This window comes from Paenibacillus tritici (assembly GCF_013204885.1).
GTDB classification, from domain to species: domain Bacteria; phylum Bacillota; class Bacilli; order Paenibacillales; family Paenibacillaceae; genus Paenibacillus_AQ; species Paenibacillus_AQ tritici.
The window spans coordinates 116,546-141,201 of the sequence record NZ_JABMKX010000006.1 but is presented as its reverse complement, the minus strand read 5'-3'; the positions used below and the strand labels follow the sequence as shown (position 1 = coordinate 141,201).

At 47.7% G+C, this 24,656-nt stretch carries 20 protein-coding genes; 7 read left to right on the top strand and 13 right to left on the bottom strand.

The features are described 5' to 3' along the window. Positions 1 to 17: 17 nt before the first annotated feature. Positions 18 to 2,243: an MFS transporter gene (locus HQN87_RS12215; RefSeq protein ID WP_173132977.1), complete on the bottom strand. Its 2,226-nt coding sequence runs from the start codon at positions 2,241 to 2,243 to the stop codon at positions 18 to 20. A 196-nt stretch (positions 2,244 to 2,439) separates the two neighbouring features. Here HQN87_RS12215 and HQN87_RS12210 point away from each other — a divergent pair, with 196 nt between their 5' ends. Beyond that, positions 2,440 to 3,060 (top strand): TetR/AcrR family transcriptional regulator, encoded by a 621-nt coding sequence (locus HQN87_RS12210; protein WP_173132974.1) that lies wholly within the window; start codon positions 2,440 to 2,442, stop codon positions 3,058 to 3,060. A gap of 84 nt (positions 3,061 to 3,144) precedes the next feature. Here the strand turns inward: HQN87_RS12210 and HQN87_RS12205 are convergent, their stop codons facing one another. The 4 genes from HQN87_RS12205 to HQN87_RS12190 all read right to left on the bottom strand — a co-directional run bounded on the left by HQN87_RS12205 (position 3,145) and on the right by HQN87_RS12190 (position 11,596). Next, positions 3,145 to 6,711 carry a non-ribosomal peptide synthetase gene (locus HQN87_RS12205; RefSeq protein WP_173132971.1) on the bottom strand — a complete coding sequence of 1,189 codons (3,567 nt, stop codon included), beginning with the start codon at positions 6,709 to 6,711 and terminating at the stop codon, positions 3,145 to 3,147. Positions 6,712 to 6,913: 202 nt separating this feature from the next. Continuing rightward, positions 6,914 to 9,214: a glycosyl hydrolase gene (locus HQN87_RS12200; RefSeq protein ID WP_173132968.1), complete on the bottom strand. Its 2,301-nt coding sequence runs from the start codon at positions 9,212 to 9,214 to the stop codon at positions 6,914 to 6,916. 465 nt (positions 9,215 to 9,679) lie between these two features. Then, a complete protein-coding gene (locus HQN87_RS12195; protein ID WP_254075469.1) occupies positions 9,680 to 10,258 on the bottom strand; it encodes a hypothetical protein in 579 nt (192 codons plus the stop codon). A 162-nt stretch (positions 10,259 to 10,420) separates the two neighbouring features. Beyond that, entirely contained in the window at positions 10,421 to 11,596 is a 1,176-nt protein-coding gene (locus HQN87_RS12190) for an MFS transporter (protein WP_173132965.1), read from the bottom strand. 130 nt (positions 11,597 to 11,726) lie between these two features. Between HQN87_RS12190 and HQN87_RS12185 the strand changes: the two genes are divergently transcribed. Together HQN87_RS12185 and HQN87_RS12180 are read left to right on the top strand one after the other, a co-directional pair. Continuing rightward, a complete protein-coding gene (locus HQN87_RS12185) occupies positions 11,727 to 12,638 on the top strand; it encodes a LysR family transcriptional regulator (protein WP_173132962.1) in 912 nt (303 codons plus the stop codon). A 37-nt stretch (positions 12,639 to 12,675) separates the two neighbouring features. Continuing rightward, a complete protein-coding gene (locus tag HQN87_RS12180) occupies positions 12,676 to 13,503 on the top strand; it encodes an Rpn family recombination-promoting nuclease/putative transposase (RefSeq protein WP_173132959.1) in 828 nt (275 codons plus the stop codon). Between the two features lie 72 nt (positions 13,504 to 13,575). Here HQN87_RS12180 and HQN87_RS12175 read toward each other — a convergent pair whose 3' ends face one another. From HQN87_RS12175 to HQN87_RS12155, 5 genes are all read right to left on the bottom strand, one after another. Further along, positions 13,576 to 14,427 carry a MurR/RpiR family transcriptional regulator gene (locus HQN87_RS12175; protein WP_173132956.1) on the bottom strand — a complete coding sequence of 284 codons (852 nt, stop codon included), beginning with the start codon at positions 14,425 to 14,427 and terminating at the stop codon, positions 13,576 to 13,578. 61 nt (positions 14,428 to 14,488) lie between these two features. Beyond that, entirely contained in the window at positions 14,489 to 15,541 is a 1,053-nt protein-coding gene (locus HQN87_RS32980; RefSeq protein WP_173132953.1) for a DUF871 domain-containing protein, read from the bottom strand. A 28-nt stretch (positions 15,542 to 15,569) separates the two neighbouring features. Next, on the bottom strand, positions 15,570 to 16,988 hold the full coding sequence (locus HQN87_RS12165) for a PTS transporter subunit EIIC (protein ID WP_173132950.1): 1,419 nt from the start codon (positions 16,986 to 16,988) through the stop codon (positions 15,570 to 15,572). 27 nt (positions 16,989 to 17,015) lie between these two features. Next, the gene (gene murQ, locus HQN87_RS12160; RefSeq protein WP_173132947.1) at positions 17,016 to 17,903 is read right to left on the bottom strand and encodes an N-acetylmuramic acid 6-phosphate etherase; all 888 of its coding nucleotides are present in this window, start codon (positions 17,901 to 17,903) and stop codon (positions 17,016 to 17,018) included. Between the two features lie 385 nt (positions 17,904 to 18,288). Beyond that, the gene (locus HQN87_RS12155) at positions 18,289 to 18,810 is read right to left on the bottom strand and encodes a copper amine oxidase N-terminal domain-containing protein (protein ID WP_173132944.1); all 522 of its coding nucleotides are present in this window, start codon (positions 18,808 to 18,810) and stop codon (positions 18,289 to 18,291) included. Between the two features lie 145 nt (positions 18,811 to 18,955). Between HQN87_RS12155 and HQN87_RS12150 the strand changes: the two genes are divergently transcribed. Together HQN87_RS12150 and HQN87_RS12145 are read left to right on the top strand one after the other, a co-directional pair. Continuing rightward, a complete protein-coding gene (locus HQN87_RS12150) occupies positions 18,956 to 19,927 on the top strand; it encodes a helix-turn-helix transcriptional regulator (protein WP_173132941.1) in 972 nt (323 codons plus the stop codon). Positions 19,928 to 20,020: 93 nt separating this feature from the next. Next, on the top strand, positions 20,021 to 20,539 hold the full coding sequence (locus tag HQN87_RS12145; RefSeq protein ID WP_173132938.1) for a DinB family protein: 519 nt from the start codon (positions 20,021 to 20,023) through the stop codon (positions 20,537 to 20,539). A 26-nt stretch (positions 20,540 to 20,565) separates the two neighbouring features. Here HQN87_RS12145 and HQN87_RS12140 read toward each other — a convergent pair whose 3' ends face one another. Next, positions 20,566 to 21,669, bottom strand: coding sequence for a Gfo/Idh/MocA family protein (locus tag HQN87_RS12140; RefSeq protein WP_173132935.1), 1,104 nt, complete (start codon positions 21,667 to 21,669; stop codon positions 20,566 to 20,568). A gap of 125 nt (positions 21,670 to 21,794) precedes the next feature. On the opposite strand from HQN87_RS12140, the gene HQN87_RS12135 reads away from it, so the two are divergent. Then, positions 21,795 to 22,145: a winged helix-turn-helix transcriptional regulator gene (locus tag HQN87_RS12135; RefSeq protein WP_173132932.1), complete on the top strand. Its 351-nt coding sequence runs from the start codon at positions 21,795 to 21,797 to the stop codon at positions 22,143 to 22,145. On the opposite strand, the gene HQN87_RS12130 is transcribed toward HQN87_RS12135, so the two are convergent. Together HQN87_RS12130 and HQN87_RS12125 are read right to left on the bottom strand one after the other, a co-directional pair. Beyond that, entirely contained in the window at positions 22,142 to 22,474 is a 333-nt protein-coding gene (locus tag HQN87_RS12130; protein WP_173132929.1) for a hypothetical protein, read from the bottom strand. The two genes, HQN87_RS12135 and HQN87_RS12130, sit on opposite strands and share 4 nt — an antisense overlap. Before the next feature lie 238 nt (positions 22,475 to 22,712). Then, positions 22,713 to 23,627: a hypothetical protein gene (locus tag HQN87_RS12125; protein WP_173132926.1), complete on the bottom strand. Its 915-nt coding sequence runs from the start codon at positions 23,625 to 23,627 to the stop codon at positions 22,713 to 22,715. A 506-nt stretch (positions 23,628 to 24,133) separates the two neighbouring features. Here HQN87_RS12125 and HQN87_RS12120 point away from each other — a divergent pair. Continuing rightward, complete coding sequence (locus HQN87_RS12120; protein WP_173132923.1) at positions 24,134 to 24,646, top strand: GNAT family N-acetyltransferase; 513 nt, start codon at positions 24,134 to 24,136, stop codon at positions 24,644 to 24,646. Positions 24,647 to 24,656: the final 10 nt, after the last annotated feature.

The following is a 24,656-nucleotide window of genomic DNA, read 5'->3' as shown; positions in this document are numbered from 1 at the left end:
ATGTGTCTTTGATCAGATCATACTCGGTTTATACCCGGATGATCGCTTTGCGTGGAGATAACCCCGCTTCTCTTCTTACGATCAGTGAATAAACCAGCAAAAGCAGAAAGCAGAATAATAAATGCCGCCACCAAAAATGTTTTCGTAAATGCCGCTACGATTTCATTATTTTTGATGTTCGCAATTTGTGTGACAACCTCTTTTACTTCACTTATTTGTCCTGCCTGCCCAATACCTTTTTCCAGGTTTACTGCTCCGGCCTTGAAATCACCGTTGTCAGCAAATTGTGCATCAATCTCCTTAGCTGTAGCAGCTAGTTGGCCCGCTCCTTCTATGAGCCTGCTACTTGCTGCGGTAATCGTATTCGAAGAAGGATCGCTGTTCCCGATTTCCGCCACCGCTCTCTGAAATTGTTCTCCAGTTGTAATGTCAGGATCTGTTCCAACTGAATAGATCGAAATCAAATAAGTGAGAAAATTCATCTTATCTTTCATTTGATTCTTTTGTCCTTGAGCAGCTGTTTTATAGGTTTGCTGGGTGCTTTCCAGTTCCTTTATATATTCTCCCAGCAGCTCTGGGGCGTATGGATTGCTTTGAATGATTTGATACAAACTTTCATTAACCAGGTTCACATAACCTTTAATACCGGAAGCAAGACTTCGACTCCCTTCATTAATACCGCTGATTCCATCAAATATGGTGCCCCCTGTAGTCCCATTCCCCTTTTCAAACTGGAGTGTCATTTTTGCCGATCCCTCAAAGAGCTTTTGAAGAACCTCATTATTTGCCGGTTTCGGATAATCCTCTAACCCCTTCATCGCTTTTTCCATATCCTTCTCAATGATTTTTTGCAACTCATTACCGTCCTTACTCGTAGAACTACTATTTTTCTGCAGATCGTTTATTAAAACCGTCTTAAGCGACGCAACCATACTGGAACTATTCACCTCCTTTACAGCCTTTTGCTCAATATTGGTCTTAGCTACATCCACTTGATGTGTTGTCAGACCTACAAGAAGCGCGATTCCGAGGCAAGTGCCCAATTGTCTGGCCGCATTGACAATACCTGACCCGATTCCGGCTTTGGTCTGCGGAATATATTGAACAGCAGAGACAATAGATAAGCAGGAGAATCCGAATCCGAATCCAAGGAGCATCATCTCGCCGATCATGAGTAGCCGGGTTGTATCCATACTTAAGCGGGTCAGCAGGAGCAGGCTGGCACTCATTAATAATATCCCAGTAAAAATGATGGACCTGAATCCTATTTTCTCCGCCAGTTTGCTGCCTAATGGCATGGAAATCATAACAGTCAACGACATAAACATGATGATATACGCAGCATTCAAAGCAGTATAGCCACGAACATTTTGCAGGAAAAAGTTAAAAATCAAAGAGGAGCACACTACCGCAAAACCGCAAATAAAGTAAACCACGGTTGAAGAGGAGAATGTAATTTCTTTGAATAACGCAAACTCCATTAAAGGCTCCGGAACCTTCAGCTCAACAATAAAAAATATAATCAAAGAAATGATTGCACCCGCGATCAACAACAGAATGTTAGTTGACATCCACCCCATATCGTAGCCCCTTACCAGAACAAAAGTAAGCTGAAATAATCCTAGTGATAAGAACAGCATCCCAAGCCAATCTATTTTTTTCGATATCGTCAGATCAAATGATTCAATAAAGCAGATTGTTATTAGGGCGAATGTAATGATTACAACCGGCACATTCACATAGAAAATAGTCTGCCAGTTGAAATATCTGATTAGAAATCCTCCAATCGGAGGTCCTGCCGCCGCTGCTACCGCTGTCACCGCACCTATGATCCCCACAGCACGCCCAGCCTTCTCTTTACCGAAATTCTCCACAGATAGCGGAATCATCACAGGAGTTACTATTGCACCACCCAGCCCTTGAATAACCCGCATTGCAATTAATAGTACCAGGTTGCCGGAAAGTGCACATAGAGCTGAGCCCACACCAAATAAGGAGAGGCCTATCAGCATTACTCTTTTGCGTCCGAACTGGTCAGCTAATTTCGAAGCAGGAATGATAAATACGGACATAACCAATACATAAACCGTACTAATCCAGTTGCTGTCCGTTAAATTCGCCCCATAATAATCCGTAATCGTGGGCAAGGCGATATTCGTGATTGTGGAATCAAGTGTCACCATAAACATTACTAATGAAAGTGCAACTAAACCTAATGTCTTCTTTAAATTCTCATTTTTCATTGGAGCAACCCTCATTCCATATGGTATTTGTGAAGACTATTTGCTTTCGATATTATGAGCTAATGCTCATCTTTTAATATGAGTATATACTCACTTTATAAAACAGTCAATAAAAATGAGCAAAAGCTTCATTTCCGTTGACTTCGTCCTCTGTTAGTTATAAAATGTTTTAATCAAGAAGGCGGGAAGTGAATACATGAAGGCAGAAAAGAAACTCCGGCAACCCAAGCAAAAAAGAGGAGTCATTAAGAAGCAGGAAATTCTGGAAACCTCCAAAAAGTTATTTTGTGAAAAAGGGTTTTACAATGTTACAACTAATGAAATAGCTAAAACTGCGGGTATATCCATAGGAAGTCTCTATTCATATTTTATTGACAAAGATGCCATTCTGATGGAACTGGTGATACAATATAATGCCCATTTCAGGAATGTATTCAAAACCGTCAGATCAGAAATTAATGAGGAATTGTATTCAAAAGACAAAAAGAAATGGCTGCGCTCCTTCGTAGAATACTTAATTGAGCTCCATGAACCTGAGAAGGAGTTCGCTAAAGAGCTTGATTCCCTTTACTACACTAAGCCGGAAGTAGCCAAGATACTTGATGAAGATCAGGATCGGATTAGCTTAATGACCTATGAAGCTTTTTTGATCCACAGTGAGGATTTGGTTTCCAATGATATCAAAGCGGTCTCCCTTATTTTTTATGACTACATCACTGCACTTGTCGACAGGATTGTATTCAAGAATCACCCCATTGAAAAAGAACGTATTCTTCAGGTCGGCGTAGATTGTCTATACAAAATGCTAGTTGAATAGGACAAAGCATGTAAAAAAAGCTGGAGGCGAATGCGTTAACGCATTCACCTCCAGCTTTTTTGCAGAGTTAAATTCCATTTATAATTAGATCGTGAAATTATCCTTGTCTAACGTTTCCCATTTGAAATTCAGATGGTCCAATAGTATGCTGGTAAACAGGTTTTCTCGGTCAGTAAAAAATTTACTGACATGAAAGAAAGCGAGCAAGTCTGTAATACTTGATATCTTCTCTTTTTTTAAATACCTTTGATGGATTTCATCAAAAAAATCCTGAATTCCTAACATCTCTATCTTCGTTTGTTGCGCTCTAATAATTCCTCCCAGGTCCGGCATTAGAACAGGTACACTTGAACTCAAATGCAGGGTTTGATTCTTTAAGTCCCTAATGTTGTACAGCTTCAGAAAGGCATCCACAACATGATTGACAAAAGAAAAGTCCTGTACGGGGACAGGTAAATCAGGTATCATCTCCAGGCTTTTGAATGCATTCAGTACTTTATACGCTGCTAAGCTTTTATAGTTATGAGGAATTACTTTTGTTCCAGAGTTAGTAAACAGTGTACCTAATCTGAAGATCATATAAGGACTACCAGCTTCTCTTACGAGGTTCTCCGCCTCCGCTTTGGTCTGCAGGTAGTAATTATCAGCTTCAACCTCGGCAATGACATCGAACTCCGTGAAAATTTCTCTTTGAAGAGGGGATTTAAGTTTCGTTCCCATTCCTTGAGTAGAAATATAACAAATGAATTTCTGCTTGCCTTGCTGAGCGAACTTGACCATATTAGAGGTCCCTTGGACATTATTCATAAAAAAGTTGTTATATGACCCATAATGACTCACCAATGCGGCTGCATGAATAACACAATCGATTGATTGGGTGAATCCGCTGTAAGTTTGTTCATCCATTCCCAAATCATCCAGGGTTATATCCCCTGATACAATATGAACATTGGCAAAGCTGCTGACAGGAGGCTCGTCTTGAAAATAGTATGCATATTTCTGATCCAAGCGCTCCTGATTAGTCATCCCGTCCCGTGGCCTGATCAGTACATAGATTTCCTGAGCGTCTTCTTGTATCAACCGGTTCAACAGATGCAGCCCAAAATAGCCAGTTGAGCCTGTTAAGAGAATGTTTTTATATTTAATGCTTGTATTCAGGCTGTGCGTTTGCTTAAAAACAGATATTTTTTCTTTATACTCTTGCATCTGCGCCGAATATAAAGGTTGCTCAGAGGTCCAGCTTGTTAACAACTGATGAGCGTATTCTCTCTGAGTAAACAGATAATCCGTTAAGTTCTCCTTCCTATATTTAACTTGCGCCGCCAATTGGCGTATCGTTGGGTATTCAAAGAGCAGGTTTCCGCTAATCTCAAAATTGGAGAAAAGATTAGTCGTGAGCTGAATAGCTTTTAGTGATGTGCCCCCGATCGCAAAGAAGTTATCATCAAGTCCAATAGATTCAGTCCCTAACTCTTCTTTCCAGGCATCCAATAACAAAGATTCTATCTCATTTTTAGGTTCATCTACCGGATCTGAGTACAATAATTGTTTCTGAATATCTCCTTTTAATGCCTTCCTGTCAATTTTCAGGTTAGGTGTTAAGGGCACCGACTCTATCTGGTAATAGCTGCTGGGAATCATATATTTCGGAAGAATACGCGATATATATGCAATCACTTCGTTCGCCCTTAACTGGGTGCTACCTACAAGATAGGCTTTCAAATAGATTTCTCCGCTAGTCATATCTGAAGTGGTCACTACTGCATCCATGATCTCTTCATATGTACGCAAAGCCTCTTCGATCTCCTCAAGCTCGATCCGGTAACCACGGACCTTCACTTGATTATCCATTCTCCCGAAACATTCGATTTCCCCGTCTATTCCCCACCGCCCCATATCACCAGTTCTATAGAAATCATCCTCAAAATGATTATTCTTCAGATGTACAATCTTGGAATCCGACAAAGCTTCATTATAAAGATATCCATTAAAAAGTCCTGAACCACTGATACAAATCTCACCCTCTGCACCAATAGGAACCACTTTGTTGTAGGAGTCAAGGATCATCACCTTTGTGTTGGCAATCGGTTTCCCAATATTGACCTTTGTCCGGTTATCCACCTTCTTCATTGTCGACCAGACTGTAGTTTCTGTGGGTCCGTACATGTTGAATATTTGGGCAGCCGTATAGTACTGTACATCATTTATTAATTGCGCGCTTACAGGCTCTCCTCCAATCAAAACATAGTCAAGTTTTCGGATAATATCGGTAAAATTCGAATCATTGATCAGAGACTTCATCCTGGTTGGTGTGGTTTGAATTAAATGCACTTTATACTTATCTATCAGACTGCAAATCCTGGAAGGGTCTCTTCCATCCTCACTCGCTGCCAATACCAATGTCATTCCTGATAACAGCGGCAGGAGACTCTCCAACACAAAAATATCGAATGAAACGGTAGTCAGCGATAAAATATTCATATTCTCCTTAAGGTGCATATCCGAAACTATAGCATGAATAAAGTTGCTAACAGCCTTATTGGAAATACAAACTCCTTTGGGGTTACCTGTCGACCCTGACGTATAAATAACATACGCTAAATTCCCAGCGGAAACTGGCGGGAATGATTTTGCTTCAAACGCTTGTATTCCAAAATCAAATCTAATCACGGACATCTCCTTAATGTGATCAGACTCAAAGTCAGAAACAATGTGCTTGGCTCTGCTGTTTCTGAGTATATATGTGATTCTTTCTTCCGGGAAATCCACATCAAGAGGCAAATAGGCACAACCCAGCTTCAAAACAGCTAACATAGAAATAATAAATTTCTCACTTCTGGGGAGAAGAATGGGGATTATCTCTCCACACTGTACACCTCTATCACTCAGATAACTGGCAAAGCGATCTGCTGCTTCGTTTAATTCCTTATAGCTATATTTAACGTCTTCAAATATTAGTGCCGTTTCCTGTGGTTTCCATTGAACAATATCAACAAATTGTTCAATCAGTAACTTTTTTTCCTCAACAGCTTCTGTCCGGTTAAATATACTTAGCATAGTCATCTGTTCTTCCCAGACTGTATTAAGTTCGTTTAGCATCACTTTTGGATTATCGCAAATGACTGTAAATATAGCCTCAAAGCTTTCAAGAATAAAGCCAATAATTTCGGGTCGATACAATATGGTTGCATAGTTTATATGTATGAACAAATCGTCATCTATCTCTTCAAAACATAGATTTAGATTTGGACACCTTATGTTATTCAAAGCAATGTCATTGTATCCGGCCAGGTAGATAATCGGAATCCCATCACATTTCTCTAATTCCTTCAAATAGTGTTGTTCAAAACCATCTTTAACGCGAAAAAGAAGTTCCGCAAAGGGTATGTCCAATTGTTCGGGCATTTTTAGTTCTAGTAAACTGTCATACAGTTTATCGCTTGTATTCGTAACCGGCTGGCATATCCCCTCATCGGTGAGCAAGTCATATTTATCAAGAACAACCATGCTTACTGTAGTCAGGAACACATTCCTTGAGGACTTATTCTTACAAATCCCGCGAAACTTCTGCACTGACTGCGTCGGCAGCAATCTCGCCGCTGATTCAACTCCATTATTGGTAAGTAAGCTATCATGTTTGGTAATACTCATCGCTTATATTCTCCCTTCATCTATTTTTGTGAGTTTTAACTCACATTAATGGATTCAGTATAAACCTCTTAATAAGGAGGTGTCAATTTTTCATGAGCATTTACTTAGTTTTTGAAAAGACCACAGAATATATGGGCAGGTCGACTTAAAAAGGGCTGGATCTGGGCATCACCCTCAATCCAGCCCTTTTGACTACCCTGTGTTAAGGCTCCATTCCCCACACCAGCTGACCACTGACATACCCGGTAACCTGCTCATGGTTTGCGAACTGGCTGCCCGAGGCCTTGAACGAGTAATCGTCCGCCTGATTGTAGTTGGACCAGTCTGCTTTGGAGAAGCGGATCTGGATTTCTGCGCTCTGGCCGGGATTCAGTGTTCCAGCGGAACTGGTGAAGCCTATCTCCAGTGCATAATCGGCACCGGCCACCGGGGTGTCCAGCTTCACGAATGTGCCGGTTACGTTCGCACTTCCAACGCTGGACCAGTCGATCCAGAAGCTCTGATCCTTCTCGCCGTCAATCGTGTAGTAATACCGGAGCTTCACATCACTGAGTGAAATCGCTGAATCCCCGGTATTGACGACTTTGAATTTGGGCGAAACCCCGCTGGTCGAAGCGCCCGTACTGCCGTTATAGGCTTGGACCGTCAGATCTCCTGCGGGTGCAGGAATATGGGTGTCTGCCACATTCACTGTAAGAATAGCGTTATTGCCTCCGCTGAAGTGAAAGGTGATCGCATTCTGTCCGAGCGGCAGCGTGGAGAGATACGCTTTTCTCAGAACCACAGCCGTACTAGTTGCCGTATAATCCTGGCCGGGTACAAGCGTATAATTCCCGCTCTTCAGGCTTGCCAGCTGATGTCCGTGTAAGGTCAGCGCTACGGAAATATCCTGCTGCAAGATGGCCGCTTTATCAAAGGCTGCGTTCCCGGGCGTTATAGATGCACTGGGATTGGGATGATTCACCTTCAGATCGGGCAGCTCATCTAACGTAATGACATAATTACTCTGGTACAGAGTGGTCAGGGTAGCCGGATAATTGAACGCCGTGCTCATCAGATGCTCTCCGTACCATGGGAGGAAGTAGAGCCAGCCCGCTTTTTCATCGGTCAGATTCTGCACGCTGGGAACGGTGTCGTTCTCGGTCATGGCTACCATCTTTTTACCACCAGTTAAGTCAACCAGCTGATAAAAGGTCGAGCTAATCGCGTCCTCATTCGGCACGCCGGACAGTCCGTCATAGCGGTTGTAGATGGTATTGTATTTATCGTAGCCGACAATATCCACCTGGTCATCCCCTGGATACCATGCGGGAGAAGTGCTGTACACATAGCTGTTATAGGTCCAGATCAGGTTGTGTAGTCCGTAAGTCTCCGTAAGCTCGGTGTAGAGCTGATCCCAGAGCTGCTTGTACACCTCCGCACCTGCCGAAGCCCACCAGAACCACGCCCCCTCCCCGTTCAGCCCGCCGTTGCCCTCTGCCTCATGGTAAGGACGGAAGATCACGGGCACGTTGTTCTCCTGCAGAATCTGCAGCTGCTCCGCCAGATCCTGAATGGCCAGTTGCAGGTATTGGTATTCTTTCGTTCCCGGAATCACAGCATTTGCGGTATTGAAGTTAGTTTCGGTAGGCTTATAGGTAGCCTTCTTCCAATCCACAAATTCCCCTAACTGGTAGGCGGTGAAGTCACGGGGAACGGTAAGATGCCAGCTATTGGTCGCAATCCCGCCCTTGGTATTCACCCAGTCGATCATGCGGGCGGTAGTGCCGTCCTCCCAGCCATACAGCGGATTATAGTTCATAAGGTCAAACCCGCGGACTGCCGGAAGCTTGCCTGTCAGGTTGTGAATCCAGTCGAACTCCAGCTCGGAGTTGCCGTCATTCCCTCCGCCGTAGATCTCCTGCTGGCCCGAGAGCATATGCTTCCCGTACACCTCCGTCAAATAATTCATCAGGAGCTGCGTTTCGGGCGTGGCCTGAGCATCAGAGAGAACGGGCTGCACAACCAGGGGGTCCAGGTTCGCATGATCCACCGTGAAGGTGTCGAAATAAGCGAATCCCCAGCCTGCTTTTACCTGAATGGTATTGCTGCCTTCATTCAGCTTGTGGTAGCCGAAATTGAAATCCTTCCACGTAGTCGTGTAGGGCAGCATATACGAACCCTTGGCAGCACCGTTAACGATTAATGCCTGCTGTCTGCCATCCGGGCTCAGCTCCTGCATATAACGGGTCGAGATCGTATACATGCCGGTTTCCGGGACAGTTACGGTGTAGGTTAGTGTGCCGGAGTTCTGCATCCAGACAAAACCGCTTCCCGAATAGCCGGGCTTCGGTGTTCCGTAAATCTGGGTCGTCACTTGCAGATCCGGGGTGAGCTGGGCATTCTCGCTTTCGATGGTGATCAATGCAGGGTCAGCGTGGGCCACAGGCGGGGCGTTCATCCCTCCAAGCAGCAGCGTACAGGCCAGCAGCAATGTTCCTGTTCTTTTGAGCCATTTCTTCATTTTCTTCTTTCCTCCCCATGATAAAAATGGTAAAACCTTGGTTAACCTATCAGATCATGGTTGCGCTTTCATAGCAAAGATAACATGCATTCCATAATTTGTAAATACAAATTAGCACGTGTGCTCATCAGTATGAATTGCAGGAGGGATGGAAGGTTAGGTTCATCATGCGTTGATAGAATGGGGAAGGAATCTAGTGGAGAAAGTACAACTATTCGAGCTCTAACGGGGTACTTGTGGGTAGCAGTTGGATTAACAACACTTAATTTGTGCAAATCCAGCCGATTTCATAGAATCGGCTGAAAGAAGTGCCTTTTTCCAACTGCTTAATTGGGGCGTGATTCGGCGGGAACAAGTGCCTTTTTTTCAACTAAGTTTCCTTGTTGATTGGCTTCTATGCCTCCTGTTCCGCAAGCCGCTGTAATTCTATCAAAAGCTTGTTCCTATCAGGCTAATTCCCCCTGCTCATGGTGCAAAAACCTCCGGGTTATCGCTCCGCCAAGCGCCGATGCAGCCGATTAGGCAGGCGGTATAGGTTCGTAGCACTCTACCCTCCCCGCTATACTCGTATTCTAAGGCGATGTTTATGCCCTCGCCCCGCCAGGCGATAATGCGGCCGGAAAATCCGGGCCATTCACATTCTTCATCCAGCTGCGCAGGACCATAGGCAGCGATCGATTCCTCAGGCGAAGAGTTCATTGTAATGCCCTCAGGTAAAATAACGGGATAAGGCACTTCGATCCGGTCGCCCGAACCAGGGGGAAGAAAGTGGATGGCGCTGATGATCCATTCATCGGGATTCGTATACTGTAGTCCGGTCAGCTCATTGATTTTGGGTATACGGTAGAGATCCATCCTTAGAGATGCTTTTGCGCACGAGATCATGGTATCGTTGAAATAGCTCTTCGCCGCCGGCATGCGCTTAACGTCATAGGGCTTGAGCAAGGCTTGGACGCTCTTGGGATGGTACGGCTGGCCCAGCATGGCAATAAGCTGAACGGCCGGCTCTTTCATATCCGTATTCATATTCAAATTCATATCCATATTCTTGTCCTCCCCTTCACCTGAATTGTACTTTGGTCACCTGCTCCCATTATAACAAAAACGCACTCCCGGCAGATCTCAAGGAGCGCGTTACTATTTCTTTTACACATCCGCAGCCAGTCAAGGGTTACTTGGCATTCTTGAACTTCAAGCCGTCGGCATTCAGCTCGAAGCCGTACTCTTCCTTAGAGCGTTGCCCTCGCGGGAGCTCCGTCCAATCATCACCTGCACCACAATCATCAGTACAGTGACTACGGCCATGCCGATCAGCGCGGGCTGGAATGAACCCGAGGCATCGTAGATACGGCCAATCGCGAGTGGTCCCAAAGCTCCGAGAAAATACCCGCCTCCCTGGTTAAGCGACGACCAGGAGCTGGCCTCTTCCGCCCGCTCCGTCATTAAGAGCGGCAGCATTAGAGCCAGGGGGAATAATCCGCCAGCGCCAATACCAAGCATTACTGCGCTGAGCAGCGGTGAGGCTGAGCCCAGAAGGAGCAGCAGTCCGCTTAGCTCGAACAGACTACATAGCACAAGCCATAACGTGCGCCGCTGGAATCTGGCCACAAGGATGGGCACGAGGATGCTTACCGGAATCTGTATCAAGGTGAAAAGTGTAAGCAGATTGCCCGCTTCATGCTTGCTATACCCCATGGATGCGGCCATCGGGGCCAGCCAGGCGGTCAGTGAATAGAAGATACTGGCCATAAGACCGAAGAACACGGTTAGCAGCCAAGCCTTGCCGTTGTTCAAGGGCAGCCTGGAAGGTGCAGCCTGATCCTTCAGCGGCTTGGACCGCGCGGCTATTCTCCACCAGACCGGAAGCGCGGCGAGCGACAAGACTGCCCATACCGCCAGGGACAGCTGCCAGGAATTGTCCAGCCAGGTATAGACCGGAACAGCTATCCCGGCTGCGAGCGAAGCACCCACCACCATTGAGGCGGAATACACGCTAACCATCGCTGAACGGCCGGGAAAATGACGCTTAATGAAGCCTGACAGCAGCGGTCCGGCAATCCCGATCCCTACGCCTGCTGCCAGCGCCGTCAGAATGAGACCGGAGGATGAGGACAGGAACCCGCGTGCGGCTGTCGCCGCCCCGATCAGCACCATGGCCCCGAAGATCGTGCGCTCCAGACCGAATCGGCGGCTGATGCTCGCAGCAAGGGGTGCGAATATCCCCATACACAGGACTGGCAGTGTTGTCATCAGGCTGGCCTGCAGGCTGTTCATCCCCAGATCACTCTGAATGTTACCCAGCAGCGGTGAGACCGAAGTAATTACCGGACGCATATTTAATGAGGCTGCCAGCAAGGCAACGAATAATAGTAAGAAAGGCATTTCCATCACTCCATATCTGTATTTTGTATATAACCTGAGTATACGGAGATGTCATGTATTGATCAATACTATTGTTTATATTATTATAATAGTAATTGACTATGATCTTATCCTGAAAGGAGTGAATTCCATGGAAACCCGCCACCTGCACTATTTCATGGCCGTCTGCGAAGAACTGCATTTCACACGCGCCGCAGAGAGGCTGGGCATCAGCCAACCGACACTAAGCCAGCAGATTAAGGTGCTGGAAGGTGAAATGGGCATGCCCCTGTTCGACCGGATCGGCAAAAAGATCGCTCTTACTGAAGCGGGAGCCCTTCTGAAGGACTACGCAGCCCGGATGATCCAGAATGAGCAGAATGCCAAGGCAGCGATTAATGAGCTGCGCTCCGACAACCGCGGCATAATCCGGCTTGGGGTGCTGCCCTCTGACCTGGACTACCGCCTAACGCCGATGCTGGTTAAATTCCATGCCGATTTCCCGAATATACGGCTCCAGGTCTTCGCTTCAACGCTTATTCAGCAGGAGGTGCTGGAGAACAAGCTGGACATCGGCATCTGCCTTCCCGGTCCGCGGGATTCCATGCTGACTCAAGTGGACCTGGGCTGGGAGCCTTATCATCTGATTGTCCGCGAGGATCATCCGTATGCCGCGATGAGCCATATTGAGCTGTCTTTGCTTCAGCAGATCCAGCTTGTGATGTATCCGCGCACCTACATCGGCAGAGAGCTGGTGGAGAATACCTGCCTGGAGGCCGGCTTCGGGCTGGAACCAATCATGGAGACCGGATCAGCCACCTCACTGCTTCAGCTGGTCAAAGCCGGGATTGGCGGCACCGTTCAGCCGCGCGGACTGCTTGAAGGCATGGAGAACAGCGGACTTTGCTCCATTCCGATCCTGAATACCGCCCCCTGCCGCAACCTCAGACTGATCTACCGGGCAGACCGCTTTATCAGCCATGCCACCCATACCTTCATCAGCAGCCTGCGCCGGTTCCTGATCGACAATCTCCGGCTTGAGGACGGGGCTCAGAACCCTTGAAAAATGATATAATAATAATGAATGGAGTTGATGGCCGATGGAATTACTGGACCCGCGTGTGGATTTTGTATTCAAACGGATTTTTGGCAGCGAGAACAACAAGGATGTACTGTTGGCATTTCTTAACCGCATTTTCACCGAAGCTGGCGAGCCGCCGTTGACTGAGATTATTTTAATGAATCCATATACGGATAAAGACGATCCCCTGGACAAACAATCCATCTTTGATGTTTATGCCAGGACCTCAGAAGGTAAACTGATTGATATAGAGATGCAACTGTTTAATAAGTACGACATAGAGAAAAGAACGCTTTTTTATTGGAGCAAACGTTATGCAAGTCAACTGAGTGAGGGCGAGAAGTATCCAGAGTTGAAGAAATGCGTAACGATCAACATTTTGAATTATTCGTTCTTGAAGAATGAACAATATCATAACGTATTTCATCTGCGGGAAGACCGGACAGGGATATCCTTAATTGACGACATCGAGGTTCATTTCTTGGAATTACCGAAGCTAGATGAACGTAGTGTTCCATCTGAAGGCGGACTGATCAATTGGCTATTGTTCCTGAAAGGTGCCGATACATCACACTGGGAGGTGCTGAAGATGAATGAACCGGGACTGGAGAAGGCGATGGATACCCTGCAATATCTGAGTCAGGATTCAGAGGCCAGACGATTGTATGAAGCGAGACAGAAGTATTTGCATGATGAGGCCTCTATGCTGGGAAGTGCTAAATTGGCAGGTATGAAGGAAGGCATAAAGGAAGTAGCGAAGAATATGCTTGACTTGAATCTGGACATAATGACCATTGTTAAGGCCACTGGATTGACAGAACAGGAGATCAATGCTTTGAGAAAATAAAATGTGGGAGCAACCTATGGCGGGTGCTCCCTTTCTATTGCTATTTCATAGAGGTATTCATCTGGTTCAACATCAGTCATTCAAAACTTCAATCATCTGCCTAGTCTTCGCCAGCTGCTCCACAGTCAAATCATGCTGGGCAGAAGCATATACGCTAAAGACAATATCAAGCACGAATAATTGGGCAAATCTTGAGCTGGTTGCCGCACTGCGAAGTGTGGCTTCCGGGGCTCGTGATGTAAATAAAGAAACATCCGCCAGCTGGGAAAGCTTGTTATTTCCAGGACGGGTCAGGCTGATGGTTTTGATCCCATGCTCCTTGGCCCGTTTGGTTAACTGAATGACCTCGCCCGTCTCCCCGCTATACGAGATCCCCCAGAAGACAGCGTTCTCTGATTTCGTAGCCATAGCTGCCGCCAATAAATGACGGTCAGAAATAGCATATACATTTTTGCCGAGCCGCAGCCATTTCTGTGCCGCATCCTCTGCAATAATGAAAGACGCCCCTATCCCATACACATAAATAACCTCTGCCTGCTGTAACAGGCTCACCGCCTGCTCAATTGAATGCGCGTCCAGTTGACTGGCCGTATTCTGAAAGGTCAATATGGTATTCGACAACATTTTATCAATGATCGAATGGACCGTTTCATTGGATTCAACATCAAAGTAGCCCACATAACTTGTGTTCTCTACTTCAGCGGATAAACGGATCTTCAGCGCGGGGAAGCCCTCGATGCCCAGTGACCGGCAAAAACGGACAACCGCCGCACTGCTCGCCTCCGCTTTAGCCGCTAACTCATGTATAGACATATGCATCACTTCTTTAGCATTGGCGAGAATGTACTCGGCTACCTTTTTTTCTGACTCAGGCAGTTCATTTAAGACCAGTTCAATCTGAGAAATCATACTTCCTGCTGCCAAGTTCTAAACTCCTCTCCTCAGTCTATTCTTCTTATTGTAACAAAATAGAGGGGAGTTATCATCAAGTAGCAAGTGTGAAGCAGAAGCGCCTTCCGCCTTGTCTGACGTAGTCCAATAGCGGAAGGTCCTCTTCTATCACATGACCAATCACATTAACCGCTTCATGTGCCGGCAGATCTCTTAATGTGATCTGTAGCTCATGTTCATACCGGCCATACAAATTATTATCGACGGTAATTGTCCCTCTGGGCCGCTTGTTCGTATGCATAGGCGTAATACTTCGGGTCATTCCAAAGCGGTCCTGATCTGTCCGTGCACTCTCAGAGCGAATCACATCACGAGCTGCGTCAATGCGGTTCTGGTGAACCTTATCCCATAAGGCATAAGGCAATGCCTGGGTTACCCGCAAGGGAATAATCCCTTCCTCATACTGCTGAAATTGAATCTGAGACTCTTCTGAAAGGGTTAAATCGCCAACGAAAATTTTGTCCACTGCACAATCCTGCTCTAATTCCAGGTAGGCCAGAAAAGAAGATTGATTCCGGTGCTTCTCTAAGGTAGGCAGACTTTGAAATAACGGTTTTCTCTTCAGCCCGTCTCCCGGAATAAAGGCCATTGTCGTAATGCCTTCCGCTTGCAGCCATCTGTTCTTCGCTGTAAATGCTTCCTTATCCAGACCTGTCTCCGGGCGGGGATAATAATTATGCCAGGCTTCAATGTTCTCAAGACAAATCGAATGCTCTTTCAATGCTGCTAAGAATTCCGGGGTTAAGGTGCTGGCATTTAAGGCAATTGTCATCCTGTTAGAGTAGGCGGCAATGTCACGGGCCTCGAAGCCGAAATCCATCCGCAAACCTGTAACACCAGCCTCCAACAGAAAGGGTAACGAAAAGTTCTCCAGTGCCTTCCCGGAAATATCCGCCATCAGGTTCATTCCTAACCGCCGGGTAGCCTTTGCAATCTCCAGCAGCTTCTCCTTCAATACTTCGAGCTCATCCTCCGGCATATGAAGAGAGGTGAATATTTCGCTACAGCCTGCAGCCTTCATGTGTTCCATATACTTCACATTGTCTTCTAATGTGCGGTCCGCTACAAAAATTGAAATTCCGAGCACTGGAATCACCTCAATATCTCAGAGTCGCTTACTCCTGTTCGGCCATAGCCTCTTTGGGTGTACCGAAGAGATAAGTGGCAATGAATCCGCCAGCGTATGCTGCGATTAAGCCTATTACATATTTCAGCCATAATCCATTCGCAATCAAGGGAATTAACGCAACCCCGGAAGGACCAATCGCAATGGCTCCAACGTTGCCGAATAAACCGATAACCGCACCACCAATCCCGCCGCCAATACAAGCTGTAACAAACGGACGGCCCAGCGGTAAAGTAACCCCGTAAATCAAGGGCTCGCCGATTCCCAGAATACCGACCGGAAGAGCGCCTTTAATCATGTTCGTCAATGATTTATTCTTCTTGCAGCGAATCCATAAGGCGATGGAAGCCCCAACCTGGCCTGCCCCGGCCATAGCCAGCATCGGAAGCAGCAGCGTCATCCCTGAATCATTGATCATCTCAATGTGAATCGGTGTCAATACCTGATGCAGCCCTAACATCACAAGCGGCAGGAACGCTGTTCCTAATACAAAGCCTGAGAAGGCTCCGCCCACTTCTAACGTCCAGTTAATCGCTCCGATTAAATTACTGGAGATGAATCCGGCGAACGGCATGATGAAAAAGATAGTAATCAGCCCTACGGCCAGCAAGGCGATTGTAGGGGTAACGATAATATCAACGGCATCAGGAATCACTTTGCGCAAATATCTCTCAACGATGGACAGAATCCATACAGCAATGAGAACGCCGATCACCCCGCCTTGACCCGGTGTCAGAGGTGTACCCGTAAATATATTAGTTATGGTCAGGTCTGCTGTAACCCCTGTTAACAGCGTTACCCCGCCGATTACTCCCCCGAGAGCAGGCGTAGCTCCGAATTCTTTGGCGGCATTAATACCGACATAAATCACCAGGTAACTAAAAATAGCATTTTTGATGACATTTAAGATCGTCACATATTGCTGCCAGGTTGCTGTGTCCAAATTACCCGCTGTCATATTGTTCGTCAGAATCGAGCCAATACCGGCAATTAATCCGGCTCCAACGAATGCAGGGATAAGCGGGATGAATATATTTCCGATCTTCCGCAAAAAGTTTTTGAACGGAGTATCGTTCTTCTTTTTTAGCTGCGCTTTCATTTGTGCGCCTTTGGCCTGTAATTGTTCAGCCGAAGTGGAAGGATCGCCCTCAGGACCGCTTGCTTCCAACACTTTACCGAATTCTTCAGCTACTTTGGTTACAACTCCTGGTCCGAGAATGACTTGATAGGTTTCATCATCCACTACTCCCAGAACCCCTTCGATTTGCTTCAAGTCTGCTTCAGCGATCCGGCTGCGGTCCACAACGGTTACACGAAGACGAGTCATGCAATGGGTGTACTCGGTTACATTTGCACGGCCGCCGATAGCCCCTAATATGTTGACCGCTAAATCATGATATTTACTCATGTTGTTTGCCCCCTTCTTCTGATCGTATTATTGAATCGCCTGACGGACGAAGCCTTGTGATTCTTCCAGCCGCTGCACAGCTTCTTCTTTCGTTAGCCCCGCAAGGATCATTACAATAGCAATCTTAGGCTTCTGATCTGCCTGCTTCAGAACACGCTCTGCCGTTTCAGCATCACACTCTGTTGCATCCATGACAATCCGTTTGGCACGTTCTACAAGCTTTTCATTGGTTAACTGTACATCCACCATTAGATTTCCATATACTTTGCCCGTACGAATCATTGAAGCTGTGGATAACATATTGCAGATTAATTTCTGCGAACTTCCGGCCTTCAAACGTGTTGACCCGGTTAACACCTCCGGTCCATTCACGACTTCAATCGCAATCCCGGCAATTCTGCCAATCGCGGAATCTTTGTTGCAGCTCACGGCTACAGTGGGTGTTCCAATAGACTTGGCATATTCTAATCCGCCGATCACATAGGGTGTGCGTCCGCTGGCGGCAATGCCGACGACAACATCTGAGGCTGTCAGCTTAATATCCTGTAAATCCTGCACCCCTAATTGTTCATTGTCCTCTGCACCTTCGACTGCTTTGATGAACGCCCTCTCTCCCCCGGCAATTAGCCCAATGACCTCCTCAGGTGCTGTTCCAAAGGTTGGCGGACATTCAACAGCATCCAGCAGGCCGATACGTCCGCTTGTTCCAGCCCCCATGTAAATTAAACGCCCGCCTTGTCTGATCGCCATGGTAATCACTTCTACGGCTTCGGCAATCTGCGGAATGACTTGTTTCACAGCTTGTGCGACCTTGTGGTCTTCTTCATTCATCACTTCCAGAAGCTCAAGCGGTGTTAACTCATCCAGGTTCATGGTGTTCTTATTGCGGGTCTCCGTTGTCAAATGCTCTAACATGATTTCCATCATCCTTTTCCGTTTATGAAATCGCTCTCTAAATGCAGAATACCATTACTGAAATATTATTTCAACATAATTATTATTTTATTAAAATTAAATATCATAACCAAGATTGAACATATAAAAAACAAACCCCTGCGATTCACACAGGAGCTTGTTCATGTATCCTTCTTCTATAGTTAGCGCCATCATTCATGTTATCAACGCCTCGTTTTGTAATCGCATCTACGCTCCAAATCCCATAACCCTTCTTGGCCCGTGTAGCCTCTCTCGCTGCAACCACTGTAGAGTTTGGACAAAGCACGACTAAGTAAAATGGGCGGTTCTTAATAAACGGGATGAAATCAGTAAGTAATGGTCCGATGAACGATTATAGTTATATTCATTTATTATTCAAGAAATAAGTATCCTTGTCATTCCTACCGTCTCCGACAAAATGAGGATAGCTGATGAACGCTTCACGTTTCTTGGCATTCCAGTCCAGTGAGCCGCCAATGGCATCATTAACGAACCGCAATGGTATGTATAGCTGCTTATTCACCTGCTGGAAGGCTGCGGAATAGGTAATCTGCTTCCCGTTCACAGAGGCCATCCGGCTGCCGATCTTCATGCTGCCTGTCGTAAGGATGTTGTTAATGGTGATCATCCTAGTATGTTCATCATAACTAACTGTAGCCCCGCTGACATATAACTTGTCCAGTGAGAGCATCACGGTATCATTAATCAGTGTGGCTCCCCCTGCGGAGGTGGTGATCGGCGAGTTATTCAGATAGATTTGAATCGCGGGTAATGTGGCGGATGGGGCGGAACCGGAAGCTGCTGTAGCCGGAGCCGAAGAATGAGACACACCCGTGACCAGAACGCTAAGACCGATAATCCGCATGATTTTTTTAAAAGTGATCATAATGCGCCCCCCCTCTCTCAGAAAATACCATATTTCACATCATAGCATAAAGCGGATGGAACAGCAGAATATTAAATGGTAGACTGAGAAAAAAATGCCCGCATTCATCGGTTAGATGAAAAGCGGACCTGGGAGAGAGCTTCAAATGGCAAAATGGGATAATATGCTGGCTATGCTATGGATGCTGCGGTCCGGCAAAAAACTCACGGCCGCACAGATTGCGGACAGTCTGGAGATCAGCGTCCGTACCGTGTACCGGTATATCGACGCGCTTGGTGCCAGCGGCGTGCCGGTGGTTGCGGAATCCGGGCATGACGGCGGAGTGTATATTCTGGACAGCTTCAGCGAGACGCCTCTGTTCTTCAACACGTTAGAGCTGAAGGCACTGGTGGATGCCTATAAATTCGCGGTCGGCGCAGGTTATCCTTATGCGAAGGAGCTGGAGAGCGCCCTCAAGAAGGTGGAGAACGGACTGCATGAAGAACAGCGCCATGACTTGTCGCTTCACACCAGCGGCCTCGATGTCATTGCCCCGTCCCGGGCGCCGTCTGTGGTTCCCTTGTTGCGGGAGCTGGAGCAGGCTGTGAAGGACGGGCGGACCGTACACCTCACCTACCGGAAGTTGAATTCTGCGCAGGCCGATGAACGGGATGCCGATCCCTATGGACTGGCTTATGACCGCAGCGAATGGTATGTGGTCGCGTTCTGCCACCAGTCAAGGGCAATGCGGACCTTCCGTGTGGACCGCATTGCCGCGCTTAAGCTGACGGATACCTGCTTCGAGCGGCCGGAGCAATTCTCGGTGTCTGACTATTTCCGCAGCCAAGCGGAAGAGGAGCGGGAAGAAGACGGCCCTCTTACGGTTATCCGCATCGAAGGAGAGCCGGATACGCTGAACAAGCTGTGCAGTAATTGGCATCTGCGTCACTACTTGACGGAACGGACCGACCGGGAAGCGCGGTTCCTGCTCGATGTTCCGTCCATGAACAAGTACCTGCCCAAGTATCTGCTGTCGTTCGGTACAGCGATCCGTATCCGGGAGCCGCTTGCACTGAAGCTTCTGCTTCAGGACAGAGCCCGCGAGATCAGCAGGCATTACATGGACGATGCCGATTGAACTTCACTGACAAGGTTTGTCAGTGAACCTGTTATACACTAGGAACAAGACAAGGCAGCCATATTGCCAGAATAACGAGAGGAGAATGGAGCCATGCTTCAACAACCGTACGCGTTATATGATTACCATGTATGGGCGAATCAGCGGATATTCAACCATCTGGAGCAGTTACCGGAGGAGGTATTTCATGCGGAGGTGACGAGTGTGTTCCCGTCCGTGGCGCGAACCTTCGGACATCTGTACCGCTTTGAGCGGCTCTATCATTCCGTGCTTGCGGAGGTGCCTACCGAAGAGATTTTTCCGAAGATTCCCGTCTGGACCGCAGAAGCGGAGGGGGTCTCCGTGGACGGGATGCGCAGACTGTTCGCCGGCACCGCTGAACAATTCCACGATCTGATGGAGCGTACCCCCGACCCGGACCAGGCCATGACGATTGTGCATCCGTCCTATGGCAGTCTCCACACCTGCTTCTCCGACATCCTGCGGCATGTGGTCAATCATGGCACCTACCACCGGGGCAATGTCACCGCCATGCTGCGCCAGCAGGGATATTCCGGCGTTCCGACGGATTATTTATTTTATTTGGTGGAATGCCAGGAAAGCGGACAGTAAGCGGGATGACAAGAAGCGGGATATCGTTATCCCACTTCTTGACGAACTCCCGAAGCACTCGCTGCACGGATCGCATCCAACAGACGATGCAGCCGAACCGCTTGGCTGAAATCGGGTAATTCGGCCTCTTCCCCCGCAAGCCGCTGGGCAAAAAGAGCATACAGATGAGCAACATTGTATCCGGGACCGGGAAACAGGTTACGTACCTGTGAAGCATAGGCCGCCGGCGTTTCCAGTAGCTCTGTCTCCCCGAAAGCACGGACCAGCTGAAGCGTCAACCGGTCCATCTGAAACATCAGCCCATCCCGGGGGGTGATGAGAAGCTCCCCTACGGTTCCAATGATCCGTAGTGTAAACCCGGGGGCACCGGCATTCACGAATTGGGCCGAGACAATGGCGTTCTGGGCCAGTCTCCCGTGAACGAGCACGTGATCCGGCGCGTCCGCCGTTACCCTTTGCCCAGTCTCAAGGATATTCACCTCGGGGTACTGCGTGTCTAACCTGCCGGATACCTCCACAAACGGAGCTACCATATATTCAATCGCATCAAGTACATGGGCCGCACCGATGGTCAGTTGATCTGCCCCATTCGCCTCATCCAGCAGATAGACATGTGCAAGATCTACTATTCCGTTCGAAGTCGGAAATACCGGCAGCGTAACGACAGCATTCACAGCCAGCACATGGCCAACCGCTCCTTCAGTGACCAGGTCCCTGATATAGCGGACCGCCGGATTGCCACGTGCCTGGAGTCCCGCCACATGCTTCACTCCCCGTTCTTCCGCAAGTTCAAGCAGCGCTTGCGCTTCTGCCGTATTCCGGGCCAGCGGCCATTCGCTGTACACATGCTTGCCGGCCTCCAGGGCTTCCCGGAGCAGCCGGTCATGCTCAGGTACTTTTACCGTTACCGCTACAACATCAATTTCGGGCTGCTCTGCCATCTCAGATGTACTTGTATAGTAAGAGGCTATACCGTATTGTTCGGCTGCCGCCTGTGCGCTTTCGACCCGCGTACCGGTTACCGCCTTCACTTCATAAGCCTCAATTGCCGCCAGTGCGGGAATATGAGCCTGTCCACCCCATCCGCCTGCTCCGACAATCCCTGCTCCCCATACCTTTTTGGTGTTCATCCAAAGTGCCTCCTTCGTTAGTGTATGCTGACACCATTGAATATAAAGGATATAATCGAAACAAAAAAGTACGCACTTTTGAGTAATATAGTTACCAATCGGGTACGTTGAAGGAGACATCTGAGATGACATTTGAGACTAACGAGGGGAATGACGCTACAGTACCAGGCCATAAAAAGCATAACAATCCTACCGAGGTTACGCTGGAGGTAATCGGCGGCAAGTGGAAGACTGCGATTCTCTGCCTGCTGGCCGAGCAAGGGGCGCTCCGTAACGGGGAGATGCTGCGTCAGCTTACACCCATTACCCAGAAGATGCTCACCCAGCAGTTAAAAGAACTGGAAGCCGATGCGCTTATTCTTCGTACAGCCTACTTGGAAGTGCCGCCTAAAGTGGTCTACGAGCTAACCGACCGCGGAAGAACACTGCGCATGGTGCTCGATCCGCTCTGCGAATGGGGCAAGCGATTTGTTTAGACCTTAAACAATATAATGATCTCGGTGAGCAGGACCAGACCGGCAGCGGACACCCCCAGCGAATTAATAATCGTCAGCGCATCCGGGTAGCTCTCTTTCCGGAACTGGGAGCACAAGGAGACCGTCCATAATACGCTGAAAAACAGTCCGGCAGACCCGCAGCCGTGCTCGTTCAGAACCTGTCTTCTCCGCCGGAAGAATCTGCCGAGCCCGGCAAAGGTGAATGCCATATAAATAATAAGCTCAGCCGATGAAATGGCGATGACCTCGCCTGCCGAAAAAAGATGCATCAATGCATACTGAATGCTAAAACCCATAATCACAAGCATGTTAAAGGAAACCTTGTTCACTCTCAAGACCTCTTCCCCCTTCTGCGTAAACATGTAACACAGGCATAGATAACGCTTACATTATAATTGTAATCGTTTTCCTTTTCTGTGATTAATGACGCTTCGGGCCTATAGGAAGATATGCTTTACGGGTCTTTGCGCCCGGGTTATGCACACCAAGAAACCGGGCTGCTTCGGCAACAGCCCGGTTTCTGCTACAAGATGCAAGTGGTCTTGACTACATCGCTTCCAGATAATCCATTACAGCCTGAGTTTTCTTATCACCATTCTGCTCTACAAGCAGCAGGAAATCATCCAGCCCGGTCAGCAGCCTACTGTTCTCAATCTGCTCAGGCCCTGCCTCGGAAAGGGTATTCTCATAGGCGATTGCCGCTTTTAGAAGAATGACCTGGGTTTTCTTGTCGAACAGCGGGGTGTTGGGGCTTCCGTTGAACACAAGTCTCTTCGCGGCTTCAAAGGCTTGTTGCATGGCTGCATTACGGTTAGAATTCTTGTATGTCTGCACGAAGGCTTCATATTGCACCGCCCGTTCCACAACCTCATACCAGTCCACCTGTAACGTTCTGTTGACTACAGCCGGTTGCTCCGACTCTGCGGCCATCAGGTCGATGTATACCTGCAGATCTTTGCTGAGGTACGGCTTGAATACCTTGAAGCTCTTGTATTGAATGACCGGAACAAAACCGCCGTCCCTTCCCAGCTTATAATCCATCGCCGCCAAGTCTTGCAGTACAATCCGTGATTCGGTCCGCTTCACCTTGGAGCGTGCCAATGCCATGGTCATGCCGGGGGTATCTATATTTTTGATATCCAACTGAATGACAGGCTGACTCATACGTTTGGTAGCTGTAGGCAGATAGGCCTTCAAAGCATTCTCCAGATGCAGAACCGCCAGGTTAGCCTCGGACGGCGTCATCTGACTGATGCGGTTAACCAGGGTTCCTTGGGCCAGACTGAGTGAAGAAGGTTTCTTCACCCTCAGTTCAAATAAGCTGAAGGCTGGTGTAGGCTTCACCGCCGCTGCCGCTGCATTCTGCGGAACAGCGCCAAGGACGGTAATCCCGGCACTCGTCACCAGGAGCAGTGAGCCGAGAGCGGCTGCTATGCTTTTGGTAAGTCTGGTTGGTCTCATATGCACACACCTTTCAGGGTTCATCGGAAGTTTTTATTATTTTACCATACATTAACAAAGGGTTCATAATCCTGAGCGCACACTCTGCTGTGATGAACAGCAAGTTATCGTCACCCTTTGGCATAATGAGGTGCACTAATACCCCTCATTGACTCATTTAGCCCCCGTCCAGCGAATTCAGGTGCATTAATACCCTTCATTGACTCATTTAGCCCCCGTTCAGCGAATTCAGGTGCATTAATACCCTTCATTGGCTCGTTTAGCCCCCACCCGATAAATTCAGGTGCATTAATACCCTTCATTGGCCCATTTAGCCCCCTTCCGGCATAATGAGATGCACTAATCCCCTTCATTGGTTCGTCTAGCACACATCCGGTGAATTCAGGTGCAGCTCACTTGGCAGATGAAGCACTACCCAAAAAATTATCACAGAGAATATCAATCCGATACAGGATAATGATTGTATGAAGTCAGAATCAGGTATTTTACGGACAGGAGCGAACTGAATGAACTTATCCGAAGCTTGTACGACTAACCGAATGTACTTCCGCCTGCTGAAATCAGAAGATACCGATGTGGTATACAGACAATTCTCAGACCCTGATATGTGCAGATACTTCAGCGAACCGCCATGTAGTTATGAAGAAGCCCAAGACATCATTCAACATTACAGCGCCCCCGAGGGCAAAGGCCACCACCGTTACGGGATGTTCGATCGAGAGACGGATGCCTTCATCGGTACCTGCGGCTATCATTACTGGGACCTGGAGCTGAAGCAAGTCGAGATCGGTTATGACATCTGGAAAGAGTACTGGAGACAGGGCTATATGTCGGAAGCCTTACCGGTGCTCATCAACATCTGCTTAGAGCATCTAGGCGCAGATTGTATCTATATCCTGACCCATCCACAGAACGCTGCTTCGATGGCAAGTGTGCGCAGGTTTGGTTTTGAAGAGTGTGAGCCTTGCAGAAATGTTGATGAGCAGCCGCAGGTATGTATGAAATTGATTCGGAGTTAATTTCACTTCA

Coding starts and splice junctions, on each gene's coding strand:
- HQN87_RS12215 (WP_173132977.1), bottom strand. CDS start 2,243: ATGAAAAATGAGAATTTAAAGAAGACATTAGGTTTAGTTGCACTTTCA.
- HQN87_RS12210 (WP_173132974.1), top strand. CDS start 2,440: ATGAAGGCAGAAAAGAAACTCCGGCAACCCAAGCAAAAAAGAGGAGTC.
- HQN87_RS12205 (WP_173132971.1), bottom strand. CDS start 6,711: ATGAGTATTACCAAACATGATAGCTTACTTACCAATAATGGAGTTGAA.
- HQN87_RS12200 (WP_173132968.1), bottom strand. CDS start 9,214: ATGAAGAAATGGCTCAAAAGAACAGGAACATTGCTGCTGGCCTGTACG.
- HQN87_RS12195 (WP_254075469.1), bottom strand. CDS start 10,258: ATGGATATGAATTTGAATATGAATACGGATATGAAAGAGCCGGCCGTT.
- HQN87_RS12190 (WP_173132965.1), bottom strand. CDS start 11,596: ATGCCTTTCTTACTATTATTCGTTGCCTTGCTGGCAGCCTCATTAAAT.
- HQN87_RS12185 (WP_173132962.1), top strand. CDS start 11,727: ATGGAAACCCGCCACCTGCACTATTTCATGGCCGTCTGCGAAGAACTG.
- HQN87_RS12180 (WP_173132959.1), top strand. CDS start 12,676: ATGGAATTACTGGACCCGCGTGTGGATTTTGTATTCAAACGGATTTTT.
- HQN87_RS12165 (WP_173132950.1), bottom strand. CDS start 16,988: ATGAGTAAATATCATGATTTAGCGGTCAACATATTAGGGGCTATCGGC.
- murQ (WP_173132947.1), bottom strand. CDS start 17,903: ATGTTAGAGCATTTGACAACGGAGACCCGCAATAAGAACACCATGAAC.
- HQN87_RS12155 (WP_173132944.1), bottom strand. CDS start 18,810: ATGATCACTTTTAAAAAAATCATGCGGATTATCGGTCTTAGCGTTCTG.
- HQN87_RS12150 (WP_173132941.1), top strand. CDS start 18,956: ATGGCAAAATGGGATAATATGCTGGCTATGCTATGGATGCTGCGGTCC.
- HQN87_RS12145 (WP_173132938.1), top strand. CDS start 20,021: ATGCTTCAACAACCGTACGCGTTATATGATTACCATGTATGGGCGAAT.
- HQN87_RS12140 (WP_173132935.1), bottom strand. CDS start 21,669: ATGAACACCAAAAAGGTATGGGGAGCAGGGATTGTCGGAGCAGGCGGA.
- HQN87_RS12135 (WP_173132932.1), top strand. CDS start 21,795: ATGACATTTGAGACTAACGAGGGGAATGACGCTACAGTACCAGGCCAT.
- HQN87_RS12130 (WP_173132929.1), bottom strand. CDS start 22,474: ATGCTTGTGATTATGGGTTTTAGCATTCAGTATGCATTGATGCATCTT.
- HQN87_RS12125 (WP_173132926.1), bottom strand. CDS start 23,627: ATGAGACCAACCAGACTTACCAAAAGCATAGCAGCCGCTCTCGGCTCA.
- HQN87_RS12120 (WP_173132923.1), top strand. CDS start 24,134: ATGAACTTATCCGAAGCTTGTACGACTAACCGAATGTACTTCCGCCTG.